Source organism: Granulibacter bethesdensis (assembly GCF_001889525.1).
GTDB classification, from domain to species: Bacteria; Pseudomonadota; Alphaproteobacteria; order Acetobacterales; family Acetobacteraceae; genus Granulibacter; species Granulibacter bethesdensis_C.
This window is the reverse complement of sequence record NZ_CP018192.1, coordinates 340,560-364,071: the sequence shown is the minus strand read 5'-3', so window position 1 is coordinate 364,071 and position 23,512 is coordinate 340,560. Positions and strand designations below refer to the sequence as shown.

The 23,512-nt window shown below is 59.6% G+C and carries 29 protein-coding genes; 11 read left to right on the top strand and 18 right to left on the bottom strand.

Features of this window, described 5'->3' with window-relative positions; all coding sequences use genetic code 11:
* Window positions 1-11: 11 nt before the first annotated feature.
* A complete protein-coding gene (gap, locus tag GbCGDNIH6_RS01655; RefSeq protein WP_072562629.1) occupies window positions 12-1,025 on the bottom strand; it encodes a type I glyceraldehyde-3-phosphate dehydrogenase in 1,014 nt (337 codons plus the stop codon).
* A gap of 216 nt (window positions 1,026-1,241) precedes the next feature.
* Window positions 1,242-2,480, bottom strand: coding sequence for a Zn-dependent hydrolase (locus GbCGDNIH6_RS01650; RefSeq protein ID WP_072562628.1), 1,239 nt, complete (start codon window positions 2,478-2,480; stop codon window positions 1,242-1,244).
* 98 nt (window positions 2,481-2,578) lie between these two features.
* On the opposite strand from GbCGDNIH6_RS01650, the gene GbCGDNIH6_RS01645 reads away from it, so the two are divergent.
* The 4 genes from GbCGDNIH6_RS01645 to GbCGDNIH6_RS01630 all read left to right on the top strand — a co-directional run bounded on the left by GbCGDNIH6_RS01645 (window position 2,579) and on the right by GbCGDNIH6_RS01630 (window position 5,684).
* Window positions 2,579-3,088 (top strand): hypothetical protein, encoded by a 510-nt coding sequence (locus GbCGDNIH6_RS01645; protein ID WP_072562627.1) that lies wholly within the window; start codon window positions 2,579-2,581, stop codon window positions 3,086-3,088.
* Window positions 3,089-3,325: 237 nt separating this feature from the next.
* Window positions 3,326-4,579, top strand: coding sequence for a 5-aminolevulinate synthase (hemA, locus tag GbCGDNIH6_RS01640; protein WP_072562626.1), 1,254 nt, complete (start codon window positions 3,326-3,328; stop codon window positions 4,577-4,579).
* Between the two features lie 248 nt (window positions 4,580-4,827).
* Window positions 4,828-5,166 (top strand): hypothetical protein, encoded by a 339-nt coding sequence (locus GbCGDNIH6_RS01635; protein ID WP_072562625.1) that lies wholly within the window; start codon window positions 4,828-4,830, stop codon window positions 5,164-5,166.
* Between the two features lie 131 nt (window positions 5,167-5,297).
* Window positions 5,298-5,684: a helix-turn-helix domain-containing protein gene (locus GbCGDNIH6_RS01630; protein ID WP_072562624.1), complete on the top strand. Its 387-nt coding sequence runs from the start codon at window positions 5,298-5,300 to the stop codon at window positions 5,682-5,684.
* Between the two features lie 87 nt (window positions 5,685-5,771).
* On the opposite strand, the gene GbCGDNIH6_RS01625 is transcribed toward GbCGDNIH6_RS01630, so the two are convergent.
* Window positions 5,772-6,158 carry a DUF6481 family protein gene (locus GbCGDNIH6_RS01625; protein ID WP_011631013.1) on the bottom strand — a complete coding sequence of 129 codons (387 nt, stop codon included), beginning with the start codon at window positions 6,156-6,158 and terminating at the stop codon, window positions 5,772-5,774.
* A gap of 271 nt (window positions 6,159-6,429) precedes the next feature.
* Between GbCGDNIH6_RS01625 and GbCGDNIH6_RS01620 the strand changes: the two genes are divergently transcribed.
* Entirely contained in the window at window positions 6,430-6,717 is a 288-nt protein-coding gene (locus tag GbCGDNIH6_RS01620) for a hypothetical protein (protein ID WP_072562623.1), read from the top strand.
* Between the two features lie 7 nt (window positions 6,718-6,724).
* Window positions 6,725-7,114 carry a hypothetical protein gene (locus tag GbCGDNIH6_RS01615; protein WP_072562622.1) on the top strand — a complete coding sequence of 130 codons (390 nt, stop codon included), beginning with the start codon at window positions 6,725-6,727 and terminating at the stop codon, window positions 7,112-7,114.
* Window positions 7,115-7,119: 5 nt separating this feature from the next.
* On the opposite strand, the gene GbCGDNIH6_RS01610 is transcribed toward GbCGDNIH6_RS01615, so the two are convergent.
* Both GbCGDNIH6_RS01610 and GbCGDNIH6_RS12625 read right to left on the bottom strand, forming a co-directional pair.
* On the bottom strand, window positions 7,120-8,265 hold the full coding sequence (locus tag GbCGDNIH6_RS01610; protein WP_072562621.1) for an AI-2E family transporter: 1,146 nt from the start codon (window positions 8,263-8,265) through the stop codon (window positions 7,120-7,122).
* Between the two features lie 161 nt (window positions 8,266-8,426).
* On the bottom strand, window positions 8,427-8,900 hold the full coding sequence (locus GbCGDNIH6_RS12625; protein ID WP_081369906.1) for a CsbD family protein: 474 nt from the start codon (window positions 8,898-8,900) through the stop codon (window positions 8,427-8,429).
* Window positions 8,901-9,062: 162 nt separating this feature from the next.
* Between GbCGDNIH6_RS12625 and thiM the strand changes: the two genes are divergently transcribed.
* Window positions 9,063-9,887 carry a hydroxyethylthiazole kinase gene (gene thiM, locus GbCGDNIH6_RS01595; RefSeq protein ID WP_072562619.1) on the top strand — a complete coding sequence of 275 codons (825 nt, stop codon included), beginning with the start codon at window positions 9,063-9,065 and terminating at the stop codon, window positions 9,885-9,887.
* Between the two features lie 20 nt (window positions 9,888-9,907).
* On the opposite strand, the gene GbCGDNIH6_RS01590 is transcribed toward thiM, so the two are convergent.
* Window positions 9,908-10,693 carry a class I SAM-dependent methyltransferase gene (locus tag GbCGDNIH6_RS01590; RefSeq protein ID WP_072562618.1) on the bottom strand — a complete coding sequence of 262 codons (786 nt, stop codon included), beginning with the start codon at window positions 10,691-10,693 and terminating at the stop codon, window positions 9,908-9,910.
* Between the two features lie 118 nt (window positions 10,694-10,811).
* Here GbCGDNIH6_RS01590 and GbCGDNIH6_RS01585 point away from each other — a divergent pair, with 118 nt between their 5' ends.
* Complete coding sequence (locus GbCGDNIH6_RS01585) at window positions 10,812-11,618, top strand: AraC family transcriptional regulator (protein ID WP_072562617.1); 807 nt, start codon at window positions 10,812-10,814, stop codon at window positions 11,616-11,618.
* Between the two features lie 7 nt (window positions 11,619-11,625).
* Here GbCGDNIH6_RS01585 and GbCGDNIH6_RS01580 read toward each other — a convergent pair whose 3' ends face one another.
* From GbCGDNIH6_RS01580 to GbCGDNIH6_RS01565, 4 genes are all read right to left on the bottom strand, one after another.
* Complete coding sequence (locus GbCGDNIH6_RS01580) at window positions 11,626-12,435, bottom strand: nucleotidyltransferase domain-containing protein (RefSeq protein WP_081369905.1); 810 nt, start codon at window positions 12,433-12,435, stop codon at window positions 11,626-11,628.
* 78 nt (window positions 12,436-12,513) lie between these two features.
* On the bottom strand, window positions 12,514-12,753 hold the full coding sequence (locus tag GbCGDNIH6_RS01575; RefSeq protein WP_072562616.1) for a ribbon-helix-helix domain-containing protein: 240 nt from the start codon (window positions 12,751-12,753) through the stop codon (window positions 12,514-12,516).
* The gene (gene queG, locus GbCGDNIH6_RS01570) at window positions 12,750-13,799 is read right to left on the bottom strand and encodes a tRNA epoxyqueuosine(34) reductase QueG (RefSeq protein ID WP_072562615.1); all 1,050 of its coding nucleotides are present in this window, start codon (window positions 13,797-13,799) and stop codon (window positions 12,750-12,752) included. Before queG ends, GbCGDNIH6_RS01575 begins: the two co-directional genes overlap by 4 nt.
* 28 nt (window positions 13,800-13,827) lie before the next feature.
* Window positions 13,828-14,754, bottom strand: a complete 927-nt coding sequence (locus GbCGDNIH6_RS01565; RefSeq protein ID WP_072562614.1) for a LysR family transcriptional regulator — start codon at window positions 14,752-14,754, stop codon at window positions 13,828-13,830.
* A 105-nt stretch (window positions 14,755-14,859) separates the two neighbouring features.
* On the opposite strand from GbCGDNIH6_RS01565, the gene wrbA reads away from it, so the two are divergent.
* A complete protein-coding gene (gene wrbA, locus GbCGDNIH6_RS01560) occupies window positions 14,860-15,459 on the top strand; it encodes an NAD(P)H:quinone oxidoreductase (RefSeq protein ID WP_072562613.1) in 600 nt (199 codons plus the stop codon).
* Here the strand turns inward: wrbA and GbCGDNIH6_RS01555 are convergent.
* From GbCGDNIH6_RS01555 to GbCGDNIH6_RS01525, 7 genes are all read right to left on the bottom strand, one after another.
* A complete protein-coding gene (locus GbCGDNIH6_RS01555; protein WP_081369904.1) occupies window positions 15,423-15,902 on the bottom strand; it encodes an acyl-CoA thioesterase in 480 nt (159 codons plus the stop codon). The genes wrbA and GbCGDNIH6_RS01555 overlap by 37 nt on opposite strands.
* A gap of 2 nt (window positions 15,903-15,904) precedes the next feature.
* Window positions 15,905-16,696, bottom strand: a complete 792-nt coding sequence (locus tag GbCGDNIH6_RS01550) for a fumarylacetoacetate hydrolase family protein (protein WP_072562612.1) — start codon at window positions 16,694-16,696, stop codon at window positions 15,905-15,907.
* Between the two features lie 5 nt (window positions 16,697-16,701).
* Window positions 16,702-17,163: a preQ(1) synthase gene (queF, locus tag GbCGDNIH6_RS01545; protein WP_025318100.1), complete on the bottom strand. Its 462-nt coding sequence runs from the start codon at window positions 17,161-17,163 to the stop codon at window positions 16,702-16,704.
* Window positions 17,156-18,283 carry a tRNA guanosine(34) transglycosylase Tgt gene (gene tgt / locus GbCGDNIH6_RS01540; RefSeq protein ID WP_072562611.1) on the bottom strand — a complete coding sequence of 376 codons (1,128 nt, stop codon included), beginning with the start codon at window positions 18,281-18,283 and terminating at the stop codon, window positions 17,156-17,158. Before tgt ends, queF begins: the two co-directional genes overlap by 8 nt.
* An 18-nt stretch (window positions 18,284-18,301) precedes the next feature.
* Window positions 18,302-19,372, bottom strand: coding sequence for a tRNA preQ1(34) S-adenosylmethionine ribosyltransferase-isomerase QueA (gene queA / locus GbCGDNIH6_RS01535; RefSeq protein ID WP_072562610.1), 1,071 nt, complete (start codon window positions 19,370-19,372; stop codon window positions 18,302-18,304).
* A 63-nt stretch (window positions 19,373-19,435) separates the two neighbouring features.
* Entirely contained in the window at window positions 19,436-19,837 is a 402-nt protein-coding gene (locus GbCGDNIH6_RS01530) for a VOC family protein (protein WP_072548095.1), read from the bottom strand.
* Window positions 19,838-19,902: 65 nt separating this feature from the next.
* Entirely contained in the window at window positions 19,903-22,011 is a 2,109-nt protein-coding gene (locus GbCGDNIH6_RS01525; protein WP_408874819.1) for an NAD(+) synthase, read from the bottom strand.
* A 153-nt stretch (window positions 22,012-22,164) separates the two neighbouring features.
* On the opposite strand from GbCGDNIH6_RS01525, the gene GbCGDNIH6_RS01520 reads away from it, so the two are divergent.
* Window positions 22,165-22,410 (top strand): hypothetical protein, encoded by a 246-nt coding sequence (locus GbCGDNIH6_RS01520; RefSeq protein WP_011630994.1) that lies wholly within the window; start codon window positions 22,165-22,167, stop codon window positions 22,408-22,410.
* A gap of 41 nt (window positions 22,411-22,451) precedes the next feature.
* Here GbCGDNIH6_RS01520 and GbCGDNIH6_RS12550 read toward each other — a convergent pair whose 3' ends face one another.
* Window positions 22,452-22,760, bottom strand: coding sequence for a hypothetical protein (locus GbCGDNIH6_RS12550; protein ID WP_072562609.1), 309 nt, complete (start codon window positions 22,758-22,760; stop codon window positions 22,452-22,454).
* 189 nt (window positions 22,761-22,949) lie between these two features.
* Between GbCGDNIH6_RS12550 and GbCGDNIH6_RS01510 the strand changes: the two genes are divergently transcribed.
* Complete coding sequence (locus GbCGDNIH6_RS01510; RefSeq protein ID WP_072562608.1) at window positions 22,950-23,501, top strand: biliverdin-producing heme oxygenase; 552 nt, start codon at window positions 22,950-22,952, stop codon at window positions 23,499-23,501.
* Window positions 23,502-23,512: the final 11 nt, after the last annotated feature.

Genomic DNA, 23,512 nt, shown 5'->3' with positions numbered 1-23,512 from the left:
GCGACCGTCTCTTACAGGCTGCCGAACAGCGCGGCGGTGTCGGACATACGGTTGGAGAAACCCCATTCGTTGTCATACCAGCCCATCACACGCACCATCTGGCCATCCACCACCGCCGTCTGCGTCGCATCGAAGGAGCAGGATGCCGGGGCATGGTTGAAATCGATGCTGACCAACTTTTCCGTGTTGTAATCGAGGATGCCCTTCAACTCGCCCTCAGCGGCGGCTTTCATGGCAGCATTCACGTCTTCGACGGTCGCGGTCTTTTCGAGGTTCACATCCAGCGACACCAGCGAGACATTCGGTACCGGTACGCGGATCGCAGTGCCATCCAGCTTGCCCTTCAGATCCGGCAGCACAAGGCCGACGGCCTTGGCCGCGCCGGTGCTGGTTGGAATGGTGGACATAGCGGCAGCACGGGCGCGATGCAGATCCTTGTGCAGCGTGTCCACGGTGCGCTGATCGCCAGTATAGGCATGGATCGTCACCATGTAGCCGCGCAGAATGCGGAAGCGGTCATGCAACACCTTGGCCATCGGCGCGAGGCAGTTGGTGGTGCAGGACGCGTTGGAGATCACCGTCATATCCGGGGTGATCGTGTTGTGATTCACGCCATAGACGATGGTGGCATCAACCCCGTCGCCCGGCGCGGAAATCAGCACCTTGCGGGCACCGGCAGTGATCAGCTGCCCTGCCGTATCCTTCTTCGTGAACAGGCCGGTGCACTCCATCGCTACATCCACGCCCTGCAACGGCACCTTCGCAGGATCGCGCTCGGCCGTCACGCGGATCGGGCCGAAGGTGCGACCGTTATGGTGGATGATGATGCTGTCACCGTCCACCTGCACCTCGCCGGGGAAGCGGCCATGGACGCTGTCATAGCGGAACAGGTGGGCGTTCGCCTCGACACTGCCCAGATCGTTGATGACGACGGGGACGACATCCTCGCGTCCACTTTCCACGATGGCGCGCAGGACCAGCCGTCCGATGCGCCCGAAACCATTGATCGCGATTTTGACCGCCATGGCGTTCTTCCTTTTCCTCAAGCGCTCCACCAGCTTACCGAAACGCAAGAATATCTCGCGCAACAGGCAGGCTGGCGTAACATTTTTTCTCCAGCGCGCCTTCCGCGCCGGTTCTCGCGATCATTCGTTATACAGGCCCCTACGAAGTGCGGAAGCCGCGAACCCGGCAGAAACAGCGAAGAATCGACAGTCTGGGCTCAGCCATGCACGCCACGCTCATCCTGCGATCCCGGCCCGCGCCAGAACCGCATCGAACAGAACCTGCGTTCCGGCCTCCGCCTGAGCCCTGGTGATGCTTTCGGCCTCATTATGCGACAGGCCATTCAGGCAGGGCACGAAAATCATCGCCACCGGCACCTTGCGTGCCACGTAAATGGCATCATGACCGGCCCCGGAGACAATCTCGCGCGCTATATAGCCATGACGCGCCGCGGCCTCCGCCACCAATGCCACGCAGGACGGGTCGAAGGGCTGGGATGCCAGCCTCAGCACCGGTTCCAAGGCCAGCGAGACATCGCAGTCCCGGGCAATGAACCCAGCCTCTCGCGGGAACTGGGCGGCAATGCGAGCAATCTCGGCATCATCGGGATGCCGGAACTCCACGGTAAAGCGCACCTCACCCGGAATCACATTGCGGCTGTTAGGCAGCACATGCAGTTCCCCCACCGTGCCACGCCCGGCCTCCCCCCGTGCGCGCATCATCCGATCCACCAGATCAATGATCCGGGCCGCGCAAAGCAGCGCATCCTTGCGCACAGAAGGCGGGGTAGTGCCAGCATGTGCATCCTGACCGGTGACGGTGACATCCCACCAGATCTGGGCCTGTGCGCCGGTAACGATTCCGATATCGGCATTCTCTGCCTCGAGAATCGGCCCTTGCTCGATATGCAGTTCAAAATAGCTATCCGCCGGGAAAGCCTCTGCCGGGGCATCTCCGGCAATCCCCTCCAGAGCCTCGGCCACACTGGTACCGGCATGGTCACGCAGGGCCAGAGTCTCCTCCAGCTTGTTCACACCTGCCCAGACTCCAGACCCCAGCAATCCCCGGCCAAAGCGGCTGCCTTCCTCATCGGTCCAGTTGACCAGCTCGACCGGGGCCTCCGTGACGATTCCATGCTCATCCAGTGCGCGCAGCACTTCCAACCCGGCCATGACCCCCAGCGCACCGTCAAATTTTCCGCCGCTTGGCTGGCTGTCCAGATGGCTGCCGAACAAAACCGGTTTCCTGTCTGGAGTCTGCCCCTCGCGCCGCAAGAACATGTTGCCGATCGCATCGGTCCTGACGGCATAGCCTGCCGCCTGGCCAAGCGCCGCCAGGCGGTCTCGCCCCATCCGGTCATCTGCGCTCAGGGCCAGACGCCGCACGCCCCCTTTCGGCGTTGCCCCGATCTGCGCCATCTCCATCAGGCTGTCCCACAGACGCTCACCGTTGATCCGCCGATTACTGCCGCTCATGCTGCCCTCTTCCTGTCTGCTGCGCGTCCTGTGCGGCGATGATCTTGCCCTGCCCGCCAAACCCTGCAAGCCTGCGGGCATCGCGGAGCCGGAGCACAATGCCTTTCCTGCACAGATTATTACCCTCCTCGCTGCATCCATGGGTGAAGCCGGGATCCCTGCTGGTTCTGATGCTTGCTGCGGCCCCCGGCCTTGGCGGGTGCAAGCTGGTGGATCGCACCACTTTCGGCGCGGTCCCTGCCAAACCGCCGCCCTCCGCGCTCATATCTGCCCTGAACTCCGAAGGGCGCATTCCGCTGCTGACCATCCGCTATGATGGTTATGACGATGCGGATCGCAGCTATACGGATGCGTTGAGAACGGCTGTGCAACAGGCCAATATCTCTCATCCCGGGATTGTCTATGTCGTGACGACCGTCGTACCCGCGACAGGCAACCCCACGCGGCAGATAGGACGCGCCAAAGCCGCCCGCATGAAAGCCATCACCGTTGCCGAAGACATGATGCTGATGGGAGTCGACGCCGACCAGATCAGTCTGGCCGCTATGACAGACCCCGCCATTCAGACCTCGGAAATCAGAATCTTCGTCAAACGGGGCCAGGATTAAATCCGGCATGGTCATGATAATTCCGCCATGCACCCTATCCATTTGTGACGATTACTAAAACTTGACGTCTCCATCCCCAAAGAACAATTGTGTGTTCCCGCTCCATCAGATATCCGGTAAGATTAAGCGAGGGGCGATCCAGGGATTGGCGTATCGGCAGCGAAGCGTCGCTTACTCAGGACCAGGTTGAAACCGGCACGCCATGGCGTGAGCTAGCAGGAAGTAGACGACCACATCATGCACGCTTTCAATGATCTCTGTCGCCGGTCGCTCGACGACATCAAGGCACAGGGCCGGTATCGCACGTTCACCCCTCTGGTAAAGCAGGCCGACAAATTCCCCGTCTACCATCGGGAACACGAAGGACGCGTGCAGGAAGTCACTGTCTGGTCGTCCAACGATTATCTGGCGATGGGCACGTCCGAGATCACTATTCAGGCTGCCATTGCCGCCGCGCATGAGATGGGCGCAGGCGCGGGCGGCACACGTAATATCAGCGGCACCAATCCCCTGCATGATGCGCTGGAAGCCGAACTGGCCGCCCTGCATGGTAAGCAGGCTGCGTTGCTGTTTACCTCCGGCTATGTCTCCAATCAGGCAGCGCTGGGTACTATTCTGAACAGTCTGCCCGACTGGCATGTCTTCTCCGACGAGAAGAACCACAACTCCATGATCGTCGGCATGCGGGCCGCCGCCAATGCGAAACGGCAGATCTTCCGCCATAACGACATGGAGCATCTGGAAGAATTGCTGGCTGCCGCCCCCACCGGAACGCCCAAGCTGATCGCCTTTGAAAGCGTCTATTCGATGGATGGCGACATCGCCCCGATCAGCGCGATCTGCGATCTGGCCCAGAAATACGGCGCCATGACCTATCTGGACGAAGTGCATGCCGTGGGGATGTATGGCCCGACCGGTGGCGGTGTGTCAGAACGGGATGATGTCGCCCATCGCGTGGACATCATCGAAGGCACGCTGGCCAAGGGCTTCGGCGTGCATGGCGGCTATATCACCGGCAACACAGAAATCGTTGATTTCCTGCGCTCCACTGCGGCCGGATTCATCTTCACCACCGCTCTGCCGCCCATGGTCGTGGCAGCAGCGCTGGCCAGCATCCGTCATCTTCGCAGTGATCCCACCAGACGTATCCAGCTGTTCGAACGGGCTGATACGCTCAAGCGCAAGCTAGATGAGGCTCAGCTACCCCGTATGCAGTCCGAAAGCCATATCGTTCCGGTTTTCGTAGGCGATGCCGCGCTGTGCCGTGACATCAGCGCACGCCTGCTGGATGAATTCGGGATCTATGCTACCCCGATCAACTACCCGACTGTACCCAAAGGGGCTGAACGGCTGCGTCTGACCGCGACACCGAAGCATACGGATGAGATGATCGACCGGCTGGTAGAAGCACTTCAGATCGTCCTGCCACCCAGTGAATGCAAGAGCAGGCTCTATCGTCCTCAACCCGCCTGGACCGGTGCCGGCGGCTGATCAGACAATAAGGAGAATAGGGCAGCCCTTTTTCATGGCTGCAATATTCTGCCCTTCCGTTCCATGACAGGCGCGGAATGCGGCGAACGGGCAACATAACGTTTTTTTATCAATGCGGTTGCAGGTTTTACTTGATTGTCCGGCAAGACAAGCAAATTCTGGAACAGTTACAAAGCATATCGGATAACCGTCCGACAGACAGATGAGGACGGGAGACGCGCTTTGGCGCTGGGAGGCAGAATAAAGTCATGAAGCCGGTATTCACGGCAGGACTGGTGGTGGCGGTGCTTTGTATCCCGTCCTTCACAGGAGCTTTTGCCGCTTCTCCTTCCGAACAGACAACCATCAGTGCCACCCACCAGGAAAACTATACCGCGGCCCCGATGCCTAATCTTGATGTCGGTGAGCCCACCAAGCCGGTCCAACCCGCAAAACCGTATGTTTCGGCCACTCTTTACCAGCCGAGGGACGAGTTCAGGGGGGATGGCTATACCTGGAAAGACTCGTCGCAAGTGGTGATGGAGCGTAACCTCCAACCGACCCCTACCATGCTGGTCAAGGTTCCCCTGCACGGCGACGATAACTGATCCCGCCCTTTCTTTCACTCAAGCATCGCCCTCACCTCATCATAACAGTCCAGACCGCTTTTCTTCACTGTCCCATCTGCTTTAAGAACGCCCCCGAGACATAGTCATCATCTTTGGGGAGCCTGTCGGGCATGGATTTCAAACCGATCCGCGATGAAGCCGATCTGCAAGCGGCGCGTGTAGAAATGCATCGCCTGATGAACAACAACCCGGAACCAGGTAGCCGTGAACATGAGATGCTGGGTGTCTGGGCCATCCTGACCGGGCACTACCTCGCTTCTCAGGCTGATCCCAAAAGCACTGATCCGATTGCTCTGATCCGCAATGCCATGGCTGAACGCTCCATTCCGCCACGCCTTCTATCCGCTATTACCCGGCTGCCGGAAGAAGAGCTGAGCGCCATCCTGCGCAAGGACATCCCCCTTCAGACATCGCATATCGAGGCCCTTTGCCCCGCACTTGATCTACCGCTGGAAGCACTGCTGAAGGCACATGCCGATTCGGCGGCGAAACGCTGAAGCGAAAAAAGCGGCGCGCAGGGATACCCCCCTCGCGCCGCTTCCTGTTGCGGGAATAGTCCCGCCTATCCTTTTCGCGACCGTCGGTTATTTACGGCCGGTGCGGGCCTTACGCGCAGCATAGCGGCGGTCCCGCTCGGCCTTCTGTTCTGCCAGCAGAGCCAGGGCACGGGCTTTTTCCTCAACAGCCGCCGCCGCCTTGGCGGCTTCATGCGCACGCTCTTCCTCGATACGGGCCTTTTCGGCAGCGGCTTTTTCCGCGGCAATCCGAGCAGCCTCTTCCGCTTTCAGGCGCTTGCGTTCGGCCAGACGGGCCTCACGCGCTTCATAGGCGATACGCTGCTCCTCCAGCTTCTGCTTGATGTCGGGATCATCAAGGCTCGGCGCACTTTTGAAGCGGTCCAGCATGGCTGCCTTTGCTTTTGCGGCAGCCTCACGTCGATCGTTAAAGGCGTTGAATTTAAACGCGCTCATTCTCGCTTTCTCTTAGCAGTATCCACATTGCAGGCCGGAATAGGCATGGTGCGCCCGTATAGAACCCACTGACGAGATACACCACCGCCGCTTCCTCCTTGGCAGCCATACCAAAAACAGCCCCGATCTGCTCCCCACGGCCAGAATCCGAAGATCAGTCGAAAAGCGGAAACATTCGGCACGAGCCCCTGTCCACTCTTGCCAGCACGGAGCATTGCATTTTTCCTGTCTGTGTTGGCACAGACCGATTCGCAATCAACGGAGAAAATTGATGCAGGCCAGAACACTCTATGGCGCCCTGATGATTGCAGCCCCGTTGCTGGTATCCTTGAGTGCCTGTGGAAGTGACACGCCAAAGGCCGCCGACACGGTCTCGATCACCTGCGACAGCAATGTCGTGCTGGTGGGAGCCACGCGCGTTGAAATGGCCGCCGAGCCAAAAAACGGAACTATTATTCTGACCTATCCCGATCCGGTAGACAGCACCAGAACCGGCTCCCTGACCGTCAATCGCAGCCAGCATTGCACGATCACACCCACCCGCAATACGAATTCCTGAGAGTACGATGGATATCAGACTGATCAGGCTGGCAGCAGCTTCATTGATCCTTCCCGCCGTTCTGGCTGGGTGTGATGCCCCGGCCCCCAAGGATCCGGCCACCGCCAGGCTGACAGCGGAGCTTAACCTGTTGCAGGCTCATAAGGGCCAGGCCAGCAACGACTGTCTCAAGGCTATGAAGGATTTCAATGCGTCGGCTGATCTCGTGATCAATAACCAGACCGTCAGCAAGGCCGACCCTGTGTCGGTCGATATCATGGAAGGCAACCGGCTGATCGCAGAACGATCATGCCGGGCCGGTGCAGAGGCGATCTGTGACACAGCGGACACTTTACCGCCTGAGCAGATGCAGGCGTGCCAGATCCTCCGCACCATTCCTGCGCCCCGCTATTACTGACCTTATTACTGACCATCCGGGGTCTGCTCAAGCGGAGGCAGCAGGGCGCCATCGTGGTCACCGAGAATGCTCTCGACATAGATCATTCTGACCGCGACCATGCCAACCGCGAAAATAGGTGTCGCCAAAATCAGGCCCACGGGCCCGAAAATCGTGCCCAGCACGGTCTGGGACAGGATCGTCAACACCGGCGGCAGATCGACCGTGCTCTTCTGCACGATCGGCGCAATCACGTTGCCCTCCAGCGCCTGCACGCCTGCGAACATCATTCCCACATAAAGCGCCGTCTGCGGTCCCTCACCGAACGCAACCAGCACAGCAGGAACAGCGCCTGCAATAGCACCGACATAGGGTACGAAATTACACAGCGCCGCGATCAGGGCGAGCGTGCCGGCCAGTTTCACTCCCAAAAGGGACAGGCCAATCCAGGTCAGGACGCCGATCATCACCATATCGACCACCTGCCCGACAAACCACCATTGCAGCGCATGGGCCGTTTCATGCATCACTTCAGCCCCCCGCGGCCGCCATGATTTTGGCAGACACCGTAAAGTGCCACGCACGTAGATGCCCGGCGAGGCGGCCAGATATATTGCGACGATCAGGATCACCGCCAGACTGCCGATGCCACCAAGCGTACTGGTTGCCGCGCCCGCCGCAAGACCGGCGATCTTCTCCCCTGCGGATGACAGGTAGGCACGCGCCTTGTGCACCACCTGCTGCGCATAATCGAGCGAGCCTAGCCGGTCCCAGACTGCACTGAACTGATCATTCAGCCTGCCACCCAGTGCCTCGATTTCCGTGATCAGCGTTGGTCCGCGGAGCCAGATGGCACCGGCGATGATCCCGACGAACAACAACAAGATCAGGGACAGCCACAACCCCGGCGTTCCGCCCAGCCGGCTGGCGGCAGCATTGGCTGCGCCACGCAACAGACAGGCCGCCAGAATGGCCGCGAACAGCAGCAGCAGCACGTCAGAGAGCAAGCTGAGCACGGCAATAACGAGAATAGTACCCGCCACCCAGGCCAGAATACGTGCGATACGCTCCAGAGCCCGAGCCTGCCGCATCCCTGCTCCATTATTGGTATCCGTGGCGGATCCCGAAATTTTCAGGGTCGATTCACGATCAGAATAAGACACATCATGCATGAAAGCCGGGGATATCCCATCCCCGGCAGAGTGTGTTGACTGGCTCAAAGCCCTGTTTCCGCTTTCTCTGGTGGGTCTGCGACTATACTGCACCTCCGCCTGCCGTCCACAGATGGATGACGGCAGGAAAGAAACAGATCCTCACCATCAAGCCTCTATCATCAAAACGGCCAACGGCGTTTCGGCGGAGGCTCCGGAGCCAGCGGGCTTGAGGGAGAATGGATCATGAAAGCCGCAAGATACCCAACCACACCGGCCAGTGCGACAGAAAGAACCGGCTTCTGCTCAAGACTTTCCCCGAGTTTCTGTCCGCCGCGCACACCGGATTCATAAACCTTGCCACCCGCATCGGCGGCTTTTTCCCACGCTGTCTCGGCAAGATCACGCAGCCGGGCAGTCACGCTTTCCGCATGCTGGCGCGCATGCTCCTCAGCGCTGTTCGCTTTATCCCGCAGATGCTCGACACCGTCCTGAACCGCATCTGTAGCATCGTGCGCAAACTGCTTTGCCTTGCTGATGCCCTGATCCAGCTTGCCTTCGGCCTGCAGCCCGGTATCACCGGTCAAGCCGCCAGCAGCGTCTTTAACCTTACCCTTCAGATCGGTGACTGCAGCGTCAATATCACGATTACCCATGCAACATCCTCCTTGATCTGCGAGGCGCGCGGACTGGCGCGCATTTCGTATCTCGGACCGTCATACCGATGGCGGGACCGTCTCTGGTCTTTACGTCCCAGCCGGGATCGGGTTTCCCTTCTTCTGCCGGGGGAATATGTTGCACAGGATGGAGCGCATGCGATGACAGACGAGCCTTTATCTGCTGCCTGGCTGACAGAGCGGACCATTTATCTGCTCACTCTTCTGAGAGAAAAACGACCGCTTGTGCACAACATCACCAATCTGGTGGTGACCAATACCACCGCCAACGCATTGCTGGCATTGGGAGCCTCGCCCGCCATGGTTGAGGGGGTGGAGGAAGTGGACTCCTTTGCGCGTATGGCCGACAGTCTGGTTATCAATCTCGGCACCATGTCCTCCCCCCGTGCCGCTGCCATGAGGTTGGCCATGGCGGCTGCACGCCAGGCCGGAAAGCCGGTGGTGCTTGATCCGGTAGCGGTCGGTGCCCTGCGTTATCGCACCGAACTGGCCCGTGATCTGCTGGAGGCAAAGCCGCATATTGTGCGCGGCAATGCCTCGGAGATCATTGCCCTGGCCGGAGATGGCGGCGGTGGGCGCGGCGTAGACAGCCTCGTCTCCTCCACAGCGGCGCTGGAGGCAGCTTCTATACTCGCCCGCCGTACCGGTGGAGCGGTGGCCGTGACGGGGGCCACAGATTACGTGACCGATGGCACGCGCCTGATCGGCATCGCCAACGGGCACCCGATGATGACCCGCGTCACCGGCCTCGGCTGCACCGCCACTGCGCTGATCGGCGCTTTTGCGGCGGTGGAGCCAGACCCGCTGATTGCCGCCTGTGCCGGCTTATGCGCCACCGGTCTGGCCGGAGAACTGGCCGCTATCCGCGCCGATGGCCCCGGATCGTTGCAGGTGGAACTGCTGGATGCGTTGTATGCGCTGGACAGTGCCATTCTGCGTGATGCCGCACGCTGGGTTCTGCCCTGATCACTCCTTATCTCGTGGCCCTAGACCTGCCATGCGATAATCGAGATGGGGAAAAACAGCCGCAGACCATCGACGGCACGGTAAGCCTGCACACCCAGGCGATCGTCACCGGAGCGGATATCTGCCTCGAACATCTCCGTCAGGGCGGGCATAGCCTCCGGATCGGCCAACTCCTCCAGTTTCGCTTCCAGACGGTAGCCGTCAATCAATTGTTCAATCAGGCCGCATTGCCGCCCGGCCTCCCGCAACTGCATCAAAGTGAGAGCAGAGGTATGTGACGGATCGCGTATCCGTTCCATCCTGTCATAAGCAGCCTGACTCTCTGGTGCAGGGGTCGCATCGATCACCACCACCCGGCCACCTTCACAGCAGACCCGTTTCATTTCCGCCAGGATGCGCCCCGGATCGGTCATGTGATGCAGGCTGTAGCGCGTGGTCACACAGTCGAAAGACCTATCCTCAAACGGCAGTGATCCGGCATGTCCGACATGCCATTCCAGATTGTGCAGACTGGCTGCATTCTGCCGCCGTCTTGCCTGTCCGATCATCGCCTCGGTCAGATCAATCCCGGATACATGCTGTGCCTGCTCTGCCATGGCGCATGTCAGAATGCCCGGACCGCAGGCCACATCCAGCACACGGGAAGTCGGGGTCAGGGCACAGGCGGCCAGCGTACGGACCATGGCAGAGTGTTCCGCATGCACGGGCAATGCGGCAAAAGTCCCGGCCCATCGTGTAAATTGTGCGATCACCGCATGATCATGACTCTGCCGAGCTCCGTCGTGTTTGGTGTCTGATGGGGTCATGGCTCTCTCTCTCCTGCTTGGGCGGAAAAGATAGGCAAAGACATCATTGACCGGCTAACGCTTTCAGGCCAGATTTCAATGAACAACGGCCACATCTCACGACCATGAAAGGGCCGTCATGAAGCTCCTGACCCCAGACGAAACAGCCGATATTCTCCACCGTTACGGTATCGACAAACCATACGGAGCGGGTTTTGCGTTCCGGGACCATGCACGCAACACCACCTATGACTGGCACACCCATCCGTATCATCAACTGATTTACGCTGCCTCCGGGGCCATGCGGATTGAAACCGAAGCCGGGCAGCATATCCTGCCGCTTGGGCAGGCGGTGTGGATACCGGCCAGCATCCGTCATCGCACCACGATCATGGATATGGACAGTGCATCGCTCTATTTTTCACCGGACTGTGTAATCAGTGGAGCAGAGCGGGTCCGTGTTCTTCATGCAAATCCGTTGATGCGTGAAATGATCCTTTACGCCACCCGCTGGCCGGTTGGCGCATCAGAACAGGATCCTCTGGCGCGCTGTTTTTTCCAGTCTCTGGCAATGCTCTGCGGGGAATGGCTGGAGGACGAATTGCCTTTGTTTCTGCCTGGTGCCCGCAGTACACGCATTACCCGCGCCATAGATTACGCTCTGGCCGCACCCGGAAAAGCCACGCAGGCCGGAGCGATGGCCGCCGCAGCTTTGTCGGAACGCAGTTTCCGGCGCAGTTTTCAGCGGGAAGCAGGCATGAACTGGCAGGCCTGGCTGACGCAGGCACGTATGCTGCACGCCATGAGTCTGCTGATGGAAGGCCAACAAGTTACCATAGTGGCTGCCGAATGCGGCTATGCCTCGCTCAGTGCCTTTGCAAAAGCCTTCGCCGCTGTTGCAGGGGAAAATCCTTCGGTTTTCAGGGCACGCCAGACGCAATCATAATTCTCCCTTATAACGCATTGATCAGATCCAGAAAAAGCTGATCTGCCTCTCTGCGGTGTCTATCCAGCATATGTGGACGTGTCTGCTCCGATGCCGGTAGGATTGCGAGTTCCTGCCTGATCAGCGCATCAAGGTCAGGATAGCGTGCGCCGTTCGTCTGTTCGTTGGTAAGCCGTTTCGCCGCGATCAGAGTGTTAATCTGTTCCAGCAGAGGCCGCGATAATTCGGAGGCTTCCATCAGGGCACTGACATGCATCGGCAGGCGCTTTCCCGGATGCAGCCGCAGATAGCGCAGAGCAAGGGCAGGTCTCAGAGCGTAAAAATATCGCTTGACCGGTACCGGCTCATCCCTCGTCAGCCAGCGTTCCGCTGATTTGCGGCCGATGCTGTGATAGTGCCAGGCCAGATGATGCCGGTTCAGAACCTTGCCGGCCAGATCGTTCAACCGTTCGATCACCGGATGCGCGGTGCAATACTGGATAGGAGATACCATCCATTCACCAATCACAGCATTCGATTTCAGCAACAATCCCAACGCCTTGCGAATATCCCACCCATTCAGGTCAATTTCGTCGAGCAGAGGTGTTTCAATCACATCACGAGGCGCGTGCAGACGCAGATACTCATCCCTGTTCCTGACATAAACGAAACGCACATCATAATCGCTGTCAGGTGAAGGAAACCCCCATGCGCGGGAGCCGGATTCAACGGCCAGCAGAATACGCACATGATTTTCTGCCACAATCTGTTCAAGGCGTTCCTGAATGACGCTTCGGATAGGAGAGGGAATAAAGGCCTCATTTTGCACTTCGGTCACACACCCTGTTCATCAAACAGCAACATATCGCATCATCATCGCGGGATGGCTTGATATTCAATCTCTGGACCAGACAATTCAGCTCTGCTCTGCCTGTTTGACACCTGCCATCCTCAGCGCTGCTTCCAAAGCCAGCACCCGCAATGCCGAAGCCAAAGGACGATCCGGATCGCGGGACGTATCGACCATGGCAATCAGCTGCGCCAATGTCTGCGACTGACTGGAAGCAATATTCGTCAGCATCGTCCAGAATTCCGGCTCCAGCGCCACGCTGGTGCGATGACCGGATAAGGAGAAGCTGCGTTTGACCAGACTCATGACGGACTCTGTGCCTCTGCCAGTCTGGCAACAGCCCAACGCGCCGCGTCAGCAACGATGGCTGATGCATCGTCAGTCAATGCCTGTGCCTTTGGCAACAGGGACGAATCACCGCTATTGCCGATCGCATATAATACATTGCGGATAAAACGATCCCGCCCGATGCGCTTCACCGGCGATCCAGAAAACAACAGCCGAAAACCCGCATCATCCAGTTGTACAAGCTGATCAAGTTGAGGCGACACCAGTTCCGGGCGGGCCTTTAACTTTGCCTCCGATGCCTGTGCGGCGAAGCGGTTCCACGGGCATACGGCCAGACAATCATCACAGCCATAAATACGGTTTCCCATGGCACGCCGGAATGGTTCCGGCACCGGACCATGGAATTCGATGGTGTAGTATGACACGCATCGTGTTGCATCCAGACGGTATGGCGCGGGAAAGGCGTTGGTCGGGCAGGCATCCAGACAGCGACGGCAGCTGCCGCACCGGTCCGGGTGTGGATCATCTTCCGGCAGAACCAGCGTAGTAAAAATCTCACCCAGCAGTAACCATGATCCGTGCTGGCGGGAGACAAGATTACTGTGCTTGCCTTGCCAGCCCAACCCCGCCTGCCGTGCCAGCGGCTTTTCCATCACCGGCGCGGTATCGACGAAAACCTTCACCATCCCCCCATGTCGAGAGACGATCCTCTGTGCGATCTGTTTTAATTTTCCCTTGATAATATCATGATAATCCCTGTTTCTTGCATAAACCGAGATATTGCCGATCTGAGGCCGATCAAGGTTGGCAAGCGGGTTTTCCACCGGCGCATACGACATGCCCAACGCGATAACCGTCCCAGTTTCAGGCCATAATACCTTGGGATCGGCGCGCTGATCGCTGCGCTCCGCCATCCAGCCCATGGTGCCGTGAAAACCAGCCTCCAGAAACGCCGTCAACCCGGCCTGCGCCGTCTGCGTCAGGGTGGCTGACGAAAACCCGACCGAGGCAAAGCCCAGCGCCCGTGCATAGACGGCAATATCCCGTTTGGCTTTTTCCTGCATCGTCAGCTTCGACGCTGACAGCGAAGGCTCAGCTGGCTTTGTCACGAACAATCCAGCAGCATTTCGACAATTGCCCGGTCAGGAAACTGGCTACAGCCGCGATACGGGCCGGGCGCAAAAGCGAAGGTGGTAAAACGATATTCAGCTCCAACAATGGCAGTGACCAGTCCGTCAGAACCGGAACCAGAGTGCCTGCCGTCAGATCATCCCAAATTAGAAAATCAGGCGCCAGCGCAAACCCCTGACCGCTCCGTGCCGCCTCCAGCATGACTTCACCGTTATTGGTGCGCAAACGGCCCGCAGGCAGCAGCGAGGCTTCTTCGCCCGTGCTTTCACGGCGCAAACGCCAACGCCCGGCCATGGTGCCGTGACCGTAGCCAAGACACAGGGCCATATCCAGATCACGAGGATGCTCTGGGCGCCCACGTTCCAGCAAGGATGGCGCGGCCACGATCTTCATCTGCATCTGGGCGATCCGGCGCACCCGCAGACCGGAATCCGGCATCTGCGCAATCCGGATCGCCATGTCGTAGCCCCCTGCCACCAGATCAACGATCGCATCATCCAACCGTAAATCAATATCAATCCCCGGATGCTCGGCCAGAAGTTGGCGCATCAGCGGCCTCACATGCATCAGCCCGAAACTGACCGGGGCCGAGATCCTGACCAGCCCACGCGGCGCGGCAGAAGAAGAACGTGCATTTTCCTCCAGCCCCTGTGCCTGCTCCAGCATACTCAGAGCGCGCTCATGAGAGGCACGGCCCACTTCGGTCAGGGATAAGCGGCGGGAGGTACGGTTGAACAGCGCCGCGCCGATCCGCCCCTCCAGCCGGGCGATGATCTTGGAGATGGTGGCTCTGGACAGGCCCAGCTCCTCCGCCGCACCGGCGAAAGAACCACTGTCGGCCACACGGGCAAAGACCGCCCAGCCTTCAAGATCAGGAAGAAACGGCATCACAGATCCGGAAAAGATGCATTTCCATTGTTTCTCTTTCTGAACTCTACGGCCTGCCCGATCATTAAAGCCGGAAAGCCGATCTGACAGCAAAGGAACGTACGAATGGCCAAAGTTCTGGTTCTCTACTACTCCACCTACGGACATATCGAAACCATGGCGGAAGCCGTCGCTGAAGGCGCGCGCGCCGCCGGGGCCGAGGTCGATATCCGCCGCGTTGCCGAGCTGGTCCCGGAAGAGGTCGCCCGCGCCAATCATTTCAAGCTCGATCAGGCTGCCCCGATTGCCAGAACGGAGGAACTGCCGAATTATGACGCCATCATCGTCGGTGCAGGCACAAGGTTTGGCCGTCTGCCATCTCAGATGGCTCAGTTCTGGGACCAGACCGGCGGGCTATGGGCTAAAGGCGCCCTGATTGGCAAGCTCGGCGCTTCGTTCACCTCCACCGCCAGCCAGCATGGCGGGCAGGAGACCACGCAGTTCTCCCTGCTGACCAATCTGCTTCATCACGGCATGGTGATTACCGGCCTGCCCTATTCCTTTCAGGGGCAGACCAGATTGGATGAAGTCTCCGGCGGCACGCCTTATGGGGCCTCCACCATCGCCAGCGGCGATGGGTCACGTCAGCCGAGCACCAATGAGCTGGATGGCGCGCGCTTCCTGGGCGATCACGTCGCCCGGCTGGCGGCCAAACTCGTTTCCTGATCGGATAGACCTTCGGACAACGCCCTCAGCCGCGCAATGAGGGCATCATCCACCACCACCGGGCGGCGCGTGTTCCGGTCGATCAGCACCAGAACCAGCCGCACCGTCGCCACGCAGAGCGTCTCGACAAACAGGCCTTGCCGCAGCGTGATGCTGCTGCGCCCGATCCGGTCCAGTGCAGTTCCGATTCGCACCACAGCCGGGTAGAAAATCTCGGAGCGGAAATCAATCTCGATCCGGGCCGCAACCGCCATGCGACCCGGATCGCTCAGCAACCCGGCCGCCCGCATGAACGGCACATAGCCGGTCTCGGCGTAACGGGCGAAGGTCACGTTATTGACGTGACCCTGCGCATCCGTATCCCCAAAACGAACCGCATCCTCGATCCACGCATGAAATTCATCGGGAGAGCAGACCGAGGAGGCAGGATCCCGTTGCGTCATGATCAGGCTGCGACCGCATCGGCCTTTTGCGCGACCGTATTACGCAGCGTGCCGATCCCGTCGATCGTGACCTCCACCACCATACCGGGCCGCATCGGCAGCACACCCACCGAGGTGCCACAGGCAATGACATCCCCGGCACGGAGCGTCATTTCACGCGATAGCAAGCTGACGATCCGTGCGGGAGACAGAATCATGTCGCCGGCCGGGTAGTTCTGGCGTTCCCGCCCGTTCAGGGCCACACGGATACTCGCTTCTTGCCAGTTCAGGCCGGTAGCAATGGCGGGACCGATCGGCCCGAACGTGTCGCAGCTTTTGGCCCTCGCCCATTGCGGGAAAGATGGATCGGCATTGAGAATATCCAGCGCCGTCACGTCATTCACCGCTGTATAGCCGAAAATTGCGGCCTCAGCGGCGGCCTCATCGCCGTTATGGATGTCCTGCCCGATCACAATGCCCAGCTCGCCTTCGTAGAGCACTTTCCCCTGACAGGATTCAGGCGGCACGATTTCCGCATCCGGGCCCACCACGCTGTCCGGCGATTTCAGGAACCAGAGCGGCTGGTCGGGAACAGAGGTGCCCAGCTTGGCCGCCAGCTCATGAAAATTGTTCCACAGCCCGATGAATTTACGCGGCATAACGGGTGCCAGCAGACGCACCGTCTCCAGCGGAACGACCTCGCCAGAGGGTACATTGTCGCCGAACATGGTGCCGGTATGGGCCGTGATCAACCCATCCGCCAACGTTCCGAAACCGGTTTCCCCATCCCGCGCAAAACGGACCCACAGAGCCATATGCTTTAACCTCTTCCCCGATAACCCGGCACATCCTGCGCCGGAATCCATACGCCATCCGGTGGTGCGCCGGTCTGCCAGAACACGTCGATGGGAATACCCCCGCGCGGGTACCAGTAAGCACCGATCCTCAGCCAGACAGGATCAAGCAGGCTGACCACACGCTCCGCGATTTTCATCGAGCAGGCTTCATGAAAACTGCCGACATTGCGGAAACTGGTCAGAAACAGCTTCAGGGATTTGCTCTCGACGATCCAGTCACGCGGCACGTAATCCAGCACGATATGCGCGAAATCCGGCTGGCCGGTCAGCGGGCAGAGAGAGGTGAATTCCGGCGCGGTAAAACGGATCATATACGCCTTGCCCGGTGTCGGATTAGGCACTTTCTCCAGCACCGCCTGATCAGGGCTGGCGGGCTGGGAAACGGTCTGGCCGAGCTGGGTCAGGCCCGCATAATTTTCAGCCATCCTGTTTCTCCTGATCTCCCGCCGCCCAGGCAGCGCGCAGCCTGACGGCATGCTGCTCCAGCCGTCCCTCCATGATCGCGCTGCGCAGGCCACGCATCAGGGACTGGTAGTAATTGAGATTATGCCATGTCAGCAGCATCGGTCCCAGCATCTCGCCGGCCCGGAACAGATGATGCAGATAGGCCCGGCTGTGACGTGTGCAGGCAGGACAGTCGCAGGCCGGATCGATCGGGCGGCCATCATCCGCATAACGGGCATTGCGCATGTTCATCACCCCCTGCGAGGTGTAGGCGCGGGCCGTCCGTCCAGCGCGTGTGGGCATCACGCAGTCAAACATATCCACACCCCGCATGACCGCACCCAGAATATCATCTGGTGTGCCGACCCCCATCAGGTAACGCGGCTTGCCACGCGGCAGCAACGGCAGGGTATGGTCGAGCGTGGCGAACATAGCCTCCTGCCCCTCTCCTACCGCCAGACCACCCACCGCATAGCCATGGAAATCATCGCCCAGCGCCGTCACGGATTGCGTGCGCAGATCGTTATAGACGCTGCCCTGCACGATCCCGAACAGACCGTACCCGTCACGCGGCACGAACGCATCCCGGCACCTTGCCGCCCAGCGCATCGACAGCTCCATGGAAGCAGCCGCCTCCGCATGCGTGGCGGGGAATTTGGTGCATTCATCGAATGCCATGGTGATCGTTGCATCCAGCTTGTGCTGGATCCCGATCGAGCTTTCCGGCGTCAGACGATGACGAGAGCCATCAATATGGGACTGGAACGTCACGCCATCCTTATCCAGCTTGCGCAGGGAGGACAGGGACATGACCTGAAACCCGCCGCTATCGGTCAGGATGGGGCCGGGCCAGTCCATGAAACGGTGCAACCCACCCAGCGCCTCCACCCGGTCAGCTCCGGGGCGCAGCATCAGATGGTAGGTATTGCCAAGCACGATCCCGGCGCCGGTGGCGCGGACGGAATCCATCATCATGGCCTTGACGGTGGCCGCCGTACCGACCGGCATGAAAGTCGGGGTCGGCACGTCACCATGCGCAGTATGCAGTGTGGCGGCTCGCGCCCGGCCATCCTCGGCCTGAAGAGACAGGGTAAGGGACATGAGCAACGCTGTGCCGCCTTAATGCCTGTCGCGCAAGTCCCGCTCGATCAGACAGGCATCGCCGTAGGAGTAGAAACGGTAAGCCTCAGCGATGGCATACGCATAGGCCGCCCGCATCCGCGCTGTTCCGGCAAAGGCACAGACCAGCATGAACAGGGTCGAACGCGGCAAATGAAAATTCGTCAGCAACGCATGCGCGGTGCGGAACCGGTGGCCCGGCTTGATGAAAATATCGGTCTCGGCATCGAAAGGACGCACACCTCCCTCAGCATCAGCCGCGCTTTCCAGCAGGCGCAGGCTGGTAGTGCCGACCGCAATGACCCGTTTGGCCGCATTGATCCGTGAGGCAGCCTCCGGCGTGATGACGCCGCGCTCTGCATGCAGACGATGGGCCTCGATCGTATCATCACGCATCGGCAGGAAAGTACCGGCGCCGACATGCAGGGTGATCGTGACACGTTCGATCCCCTTTGCCGCCAGCCTGTCCAGCAAGGCCGGAGTAAAATGCAGCCCCGCCGTCGGCGCCGCCACCGCGCCGCGATGACGGGCAAAGACAGTCTGGTAGTCTTCTGCATCCTGATCGGTCGGCCCTTGCGGACGATCGATATAAGGCGGCAAGGCCAGCGCCCCGTACTGCGCCAGCGCCGCATCGAAATCCTCCGCGACAAAGCGCAGGATAGCACCCCCATCTTCGTCACGGGCCACCACCTCGGCCGCCAGCAAGCCGGTTGGCTGCGTGTCGTCCTCGGTAAAGCGCAGCCTGTCCCCGGCGCGCAGGCGACGCGCATTGCGGGCCAACACATGCCAGCTTCCATCCGGCAGAGGCCGGTTGAGCGTCAGGCCGATCCGCGCCTGTCCGCGCCATGCCGTGAGTTGCGCCGGGATCACCCGCGTATCATTGGCCACCAGCACATCACCCGGCCTCAGCAGGTCGGGCAGATCGCGGATATGATGATCATGGAACCCCTCCTCCCCTGCCGGCACATGCAGCAGACGGGCGGATTCGCGCGGACGAGCCGGTTCATGGGCGATTTGCTCCGGCGGCAGATCAAAAGTGAAATCGGCAATATCGAGAGGGGCTGTACTCATGGCCCTCTATCTGCCGGGCCTGCCTCCGCGCTTCAAGCTCTGCCTGCGCCCAGGCAGGACAGATTATTCAGCAAGGTAGGAAGCGATCTCCACCAGATTACCATCAGGGTCACGGCAGTAGATGGAATGAATCTGACCCAGCGCACCATGTTTGCGCACCGGCCCTTCCTCGACCGTGACACCGCAATCGTGCAGATGTTCGATCACCTGATCCGGCCCGACCGCCGTGATGAAACACAGATCGTCGCTGCCGATCTGCGGATGAGCCGCGGTGGACCAGCTACGGGTTTCATTATCGAACGGACGCAGATTGATTTTCTGGCCGCCGAAACGCAGCGCGGTACGGCGCTCTGTTCCGAATTCCTCCCGCTCCATTCCCAGCACACGCTGATACCAGGATGCGGATATTTCCACATCACGGACGTTCATAACGAGATGATCAAGGCGGTCGATGGTGAATCGCATTGTGACAGATGACGTGAAAACGGGCCGCTAATCAAGCCGAAGCTGTGCCGGCAGAACGCGGTTGGTCAGGAAAAATCATCCGGCACATGAGCAGCCAGCTCTTGCAGCCATATCTCCGCACTGCCATCGGACGGAGCCCGCCAGTCACCGCGCGGGGACAATGCTCCCCCGGCAGAGATTTTCGGACCGTTCGGAAGGGCGGATCGTTTGAACTGGCTGAAGCCGAAGAAACGCTTCAGGAATACCTGCATCCACTGTCTGATATCGGCCAGATCGTAGGAGCGCTGCTGATCTGACGGATAGTTGGGCGGCCATATGCCCTGCTGTGCATCATGCCAGGCGTGCCAGGCCAGAAAAGCAATCTTCGATGGACGGAATCCGTAGCGCAGGACATGGAACAAGGTGAAATCATGCAGCGCATAGGGGCCGATGGTGCCTTCCGTGCTCTGCGGCTTCTCCCCTTCCGCAACCGGGATCAACTCCGGTGAGATTTCGGTGTTCAGAATCGCCTCGAAAATCACGCTTGCCTCATCGGAAAAATCGCCGCTGCCCCCGGCCCAGCGGATCAGATGCTGGATCAGGGTCTTGGGCACTCCGGCATTGACGTTGTAGTGCGACATCTGGTCGCCGACGCCATAGGTGCACCAGCCCAGCGCCAACTCAGACAGGTCACCGGTGCCGAGCACAATCCCGTTATGCTGATTGGCGAGCCGGAACAGGTAATCGGTGCGCAGCCCAGCCTGCACGTTCTCGAACGTAATGTCATAGACCTGTTCCCCTCCGGCAAAAGGGTGCTCCAGATCGGCCAGCATCTGCCGCGCGGCCGGCCGGATATCCAGCTCATGCGCGGACACGCCGAGCACCCGCATCAGCGCCAGCGCGTTGTTGCGTGTTTCATCCCCGGTCGCGAAACCGGGCATGGTGTAGGCCAGAATGTCGGAGCGTGGCCGCTGCAGTACATCCATCGCCCGCGCTGCCACGATCAGGGCATGGGTTGAATCCAGCCCGCCCGACACCCCAATGACCAGCTTGCCGATTTTGGCCGCAGACAGGCGCTGCGCCAGACCGCGCACCTGAATATTGTAGGCCTCATAGCAATCCTGAGCCAGACGGGCAGGATCGGCAGGCACGAAGGGAAAACGCTCTACCCGACGGCGCAGCCCCAGATCACAGGAGGGCGGATCCAGCCGGAAACCGATCCGGCGGATGTCTGCGCCCACCATTTCCCGCCGGTTTTCCTCGAACCCATGCACCCGCATCCGCTCCTGCATCAGCAGGCCCGGATCGATATCGGCCACCGCCATCGTGGCTTCCTGCGCGAAGCGGGGGGTTTCGGCCAGCAGGGTTCCGTTCTCATAAATCGTCGCCTGCCCGTCCCAGGCAAGATCAGTCGTGCTCTCCCCCCAACCCGCCGCCGCATAGACCGTGGCTGCGATACAGCGCATGGAGGCAGAACGGCTCAGCAATGCACGACTGTCGGCACGCCCTATCGTGATCGGGCTGCCGGAAAGATTGGCCAGCACCGTCGCCCCGTTCAACGCACCCAGAGTGGCCGGTGACACCGGCATCCACATGTCTTCGCAGATCTCGACATGCAGGATCAGTCCCTCCACATCCTCGGCTGCAAACAGAAGGTCTGTGCCGAAAGGCGCATCCTCATCACCGATGCGAATGCTCTGCCCCTGCACCGAAAGCCCGGGCGTGAAATGACGGCGCTCGTAAAATTCGCGGTAATTCGGCAGGTAGGATTTCGGTACCACCCCCAGCACGCGTCCGCGATGCAGCACAATGGCAGCATTAAACAGACGCCCGCCCTGCCGAACCGGTGCACCAACAACGATCACACTCATCCAGCCCGCGCTACGACGTAGCAACGTGCCTATCGCCGCATCCACCGCATCCAGCAGAACATCCTGCTGCACCAGATCGTCAATCGCATATCCGCTCAGGCAGAGTTCAGGGAATACCGCAACCGCCACGCCCTGCGCATCGGCACGCATCGCCAAAGCCGCAATCTCGTCCTCGTTCCGGGCCGGATTGGCGATGTGAACAGGCGGCACACATGCCGCCACCCTCACCAGGCCATGGCTGTAAAGGGAGGAGAAAGGGGCAAACGGACGCTGCTCGACATGGGACATCCCACCATTATCGCATGAAGTAACGGCCATCTCCATGGTCAGCTATGTTTCCGGCAGCAGCAACAGCCGGACAGGTGCTCAAAAGTTGAAAAAAGCAGCGAACAGTTCTCCGTATCTCCCGAGGATCATTCAGGTTTATGCAAACAGTCTTGTTCCTGAACAGACCATCAGAATCATACCGGAGCTGCCATGCCATTCAGCCATCATACGCCTGACGCACGCATTCTGGCCCTGAGCAATGAGCTGAATGCCGCCACGGACATGCTGAGGGAGCTGGTGATCCTGCTCGACCGGCATCTGGCTGATGACGGACGCAGCGCCCTGCACGAGCGTCTGCTGACACTGCGCCGCAATGATCGCATGAACGGCGCCAGAAAAAACGGCCCGCTGTCCCATCTGGCCGAAACCTTGCTGACCTCCCTGCCACACGCCTGAAACCTGCGGCGCGTGGGGGATGCCGGCCAGTGCATCTTAACTCAATGCGTATTCGCGACCGAGGCGAAATGATCGATCAGTCGGCTCGCCTCATCGACACATGTTTTCGTATTCTCTCCTTCGGCACATTTGACGGCGACACTCAGATCGCCGCGATGGAGCCTGAAAAATGCGGCCTTTGACGGGGGCGGAGGAGGAGGCCCGAACGGATGATGGTGATCCGGTGGCAGCATAGGGGCAGCAGCCCCATGCGCTGGCCCCTCTGGAACCGGAGGGGCTCCCTGAGCATAGACAGCACCAGCCACACCAAAAGCCAGCAAGCCCGCACCTGTTAGTATGATCCTGCGCATTGTGAATTATCCTCCTGAATTCTGGCCATTACCACCCGACAGGCGGCAACAACCACAGGAAACACCGGTTGCGTAACAGGCCGGCGTCACAAACGTGACGAATTGCAACAGGGATGCAGGGAAAGGCTGTCAGAAACCATGTTGTTGGTAGATCGTTATTGATAAAAATATTTTCTTTCAGTTTTCGCAATGCAAGACAATTTATCAATCACACTGAAACAACAGACATATTCCTATCACGACAGGCTGGACCGGATTGTCAGAAAACTTCTGATTACCCTTGATGGATACAGGCATTTTCTGACAGCACAGTATTGTTTTCACAGGGATATCGTTCCGCTCTATCAGAAGAAAGCACTGCTTCAACTGATCCCCGACCTTGCCGAGCGCAACCGGCTGCCAGCCATTGAGGCCGATGCCGCTGCCCTGGGACTGACACTGCCATCCATGCAGTCCGCCATTCCAACCGGTGCAAAAAATACATCCGCAGCTCTTGGCTGGCTTTATGTTGCCGAAGGATCAAAGCTTGGCGCTTCGCATATTGCGAGACAGCTTGAAAGGCATGGGCTGCATGACACTTATGGTCTGCAGCATCTTCATCTGGGGCGCGATGGAGTATCGGGGGGATGGCTGCATTTCAGATCTATGCTGGATCATACGGCTGTGGAAGCAGAGCAATGCATCCGTCATGCGCAACAGGCCTTCCTGCGGATCACGCGCTATCTTGAGTTCCCTGCCTGACAAAAAAGATT

Coding starts and splice junctions, on each gene's coding strand:
- gap (WP_072562629.1), bottom strand. CDS start 1,025: ATGGCGGTCAAAATCGCGATCAATGGTTTCGGGCGCATCGGACGGCTG.
- GbCGDNIH6_RS01650 (WP_072562628.1), bottom strand. CDS start 2,480: ATGAGCGGCAGTAATCGGCGGATCAACGGTGAGCGTCTGTGGGACAGC.
- GbCGDNIH6_RS01645 (WP_072562627.1), top strand. CDS start 2,579: ATGCCTTTCCTGCACAGATTATTACCCTCCTCGCTGCATCCATGGGTG.
- hemA (WP_072562626.1), top strand. CDS start 3,326: ATGCACGCTTTCAATGATCTCTGTCGCCGGTCGCTCGACGACATCAAG.
- GbCGDNIH6_RS01635 (WP_072562625.1), top strand. CDS start 4,828: ATGAAGCCGGTATTCACGGCAGGACTGGTGGTGGCGGTGCTTTGTATC.
- GbCGDNIH6_RS01630 (WP_072562624.1), top strand. CDS start 5,298: ATGGATTTCAAACCGATCCGCGATGAAGCCGATCTGCAAGCGGCGCGT.
- GbCGDNIH6_RS01625 (WP_011631013.1), bottom strand. CDS start 6,158: ATGAGCGCGTTTAAATTCAACGCCTTTAACGATCGACGTGAGGCTGCC.
- GbCGDNIH6_RS01620 (WP_072562623.1), top strand. CDS start 6,430: ATGCAGGCCAGAACACTCTATGGCGCCCTGATGATTGCAGCCCCGTTG.
- GbCGDNIH6_RS01615 (WP_072562622.1), top strand. CDS start 6,725: ATGGATATCAGACTGATCAGGCTGGCAGCAGCTTCATTGATCCTTCCC.
- GbCGDNIH6_RS01610 (WP_072562621.1), bottom strand. CDS start 8,265: ATGCATGATGTGTCTTATTCTGATCGTGAATCGACCCTGAAAATTTCG.
- GbCGDNIH6_RS12625 (WP_081369906.1), bottom strand. CDS start 8,900: ATGGGTAATCGTGATATTGACGCTGCAGTCACCGATCTGAAGGGTAAG.
- thiM (WP_072562619.1), top strand. CDS start 9,063: ATGACAGACGAGCCTTTATCTGCTGCCTGGCTGACAGAGCGGACCATT.
- GbCGDNIH6_RS01590 (WP_072562618.1), bottom strand. CDS start 10,693: ATGACCCCATCAGACACCAAACACGACGGAGCTCGGCAGAGTCATGAT.
- GbCGDNIH6_RS01585 (WP_072562617.1), top strand. CDS start 10,812: ATGAAGCTCCTGACCCCAGACGAAACAGCCGATATTCTCCACCGTTAC.
- GbCGDNIH6_RS01575 (WP_072562616.1), bottom strand. CDS start 12,753: ATGAGTCTGGTCAAACGCAGCTTCTCCTTATCCGGTCATCGCACCAGC.
- queG (WP_072562615.1), bottom strand. CDS start 13,799: ATGCAGGAAAAAGCCAAACGGGATATTGCCGTCTATGCACGGGCGCTG.
- GbCGDNIH6_RS01565 (WP_072562614.1), bottom strand. CDS start 14,754: ATGCCGTTTCTTCCTGATCTTGAAGGCTGGGCGGTCTTTGCCCGTGTG.
- wrbA (WP_072562613.1), top strand. CDS start 14,860: ATGGCCAAAGTTCTGGTTCTCTACTACTCCACCTACGGACATATCGAA.
- GbCGDNIH6_RS01555 (WP_081369904.1), bottom strand. CDS start 15,902: ATGACGCAACGGGATCCTGCCTCCTCGGTCTGCTCTCCCGATGAATTT.
- GbCGDNIH6_RS01550 (WP_072562612.1), bottom strand. CDS start 16,696: ATGGCTCTGTGGGTCCGTTTTGCGCGGGATGGGGAAACCGGTTTCGGA.
- queF (WP_025318100.1), bottom strand. CDS start 17,163: ATGGCTGAAAATTATGCGGGCCTGACCCAGCTCGGCCAGACCGTTTCC.
- tgt (WP_072562611.1), bottom strand. CDS start 18,283: ATGTCCCTTACCCTGTCTCTTCAGGCCGAGGATGGCCGGGCGCGAGCC.
- queA (WP_072562610.1), bottom strand. CDS start 19,372: ATGAGTACAGCCCCTCTCGATATTGCCGATTTCACTTTTGATCTGCCG.
- GbCGDNIH6_RS01530 (WP_072548095.1), bottom strand. CDS start 19,837: ATGCGATTCACCATCGACCGCCTTGATCATCTCGTTATGAACGTCCGT.
- GbCGDNIH6_RS01525 (WP_408874819.1), bottom strand. CDS start 22,011: ATGGAGATGGCCGTTACTTCATGCGATAATGGTGGGATGTCCCATGTC.
- GbCGDNIH6_RS01520 (WP_011630994.1), top strand. CDS start 22,165: ATGCCATTCAGCCATCATACGCCTGACGCACGCATTCTGGCCCTGAGC.
- GbCGDNIH6_RS12550 (WP_072562609.1), bottom strand. CDS start 22,760: ATGCGCAGGATCATACTAACAGGTGCGGGCTTGCTGGCTTTTGGTGTG.
- GbCGDNIH6_RS01510 (WP_072562608.1), top strand. CDS start 22,950: ATGCAAGACAATTTATCAATCACACTGAAACAACAGACATATTCCTAT.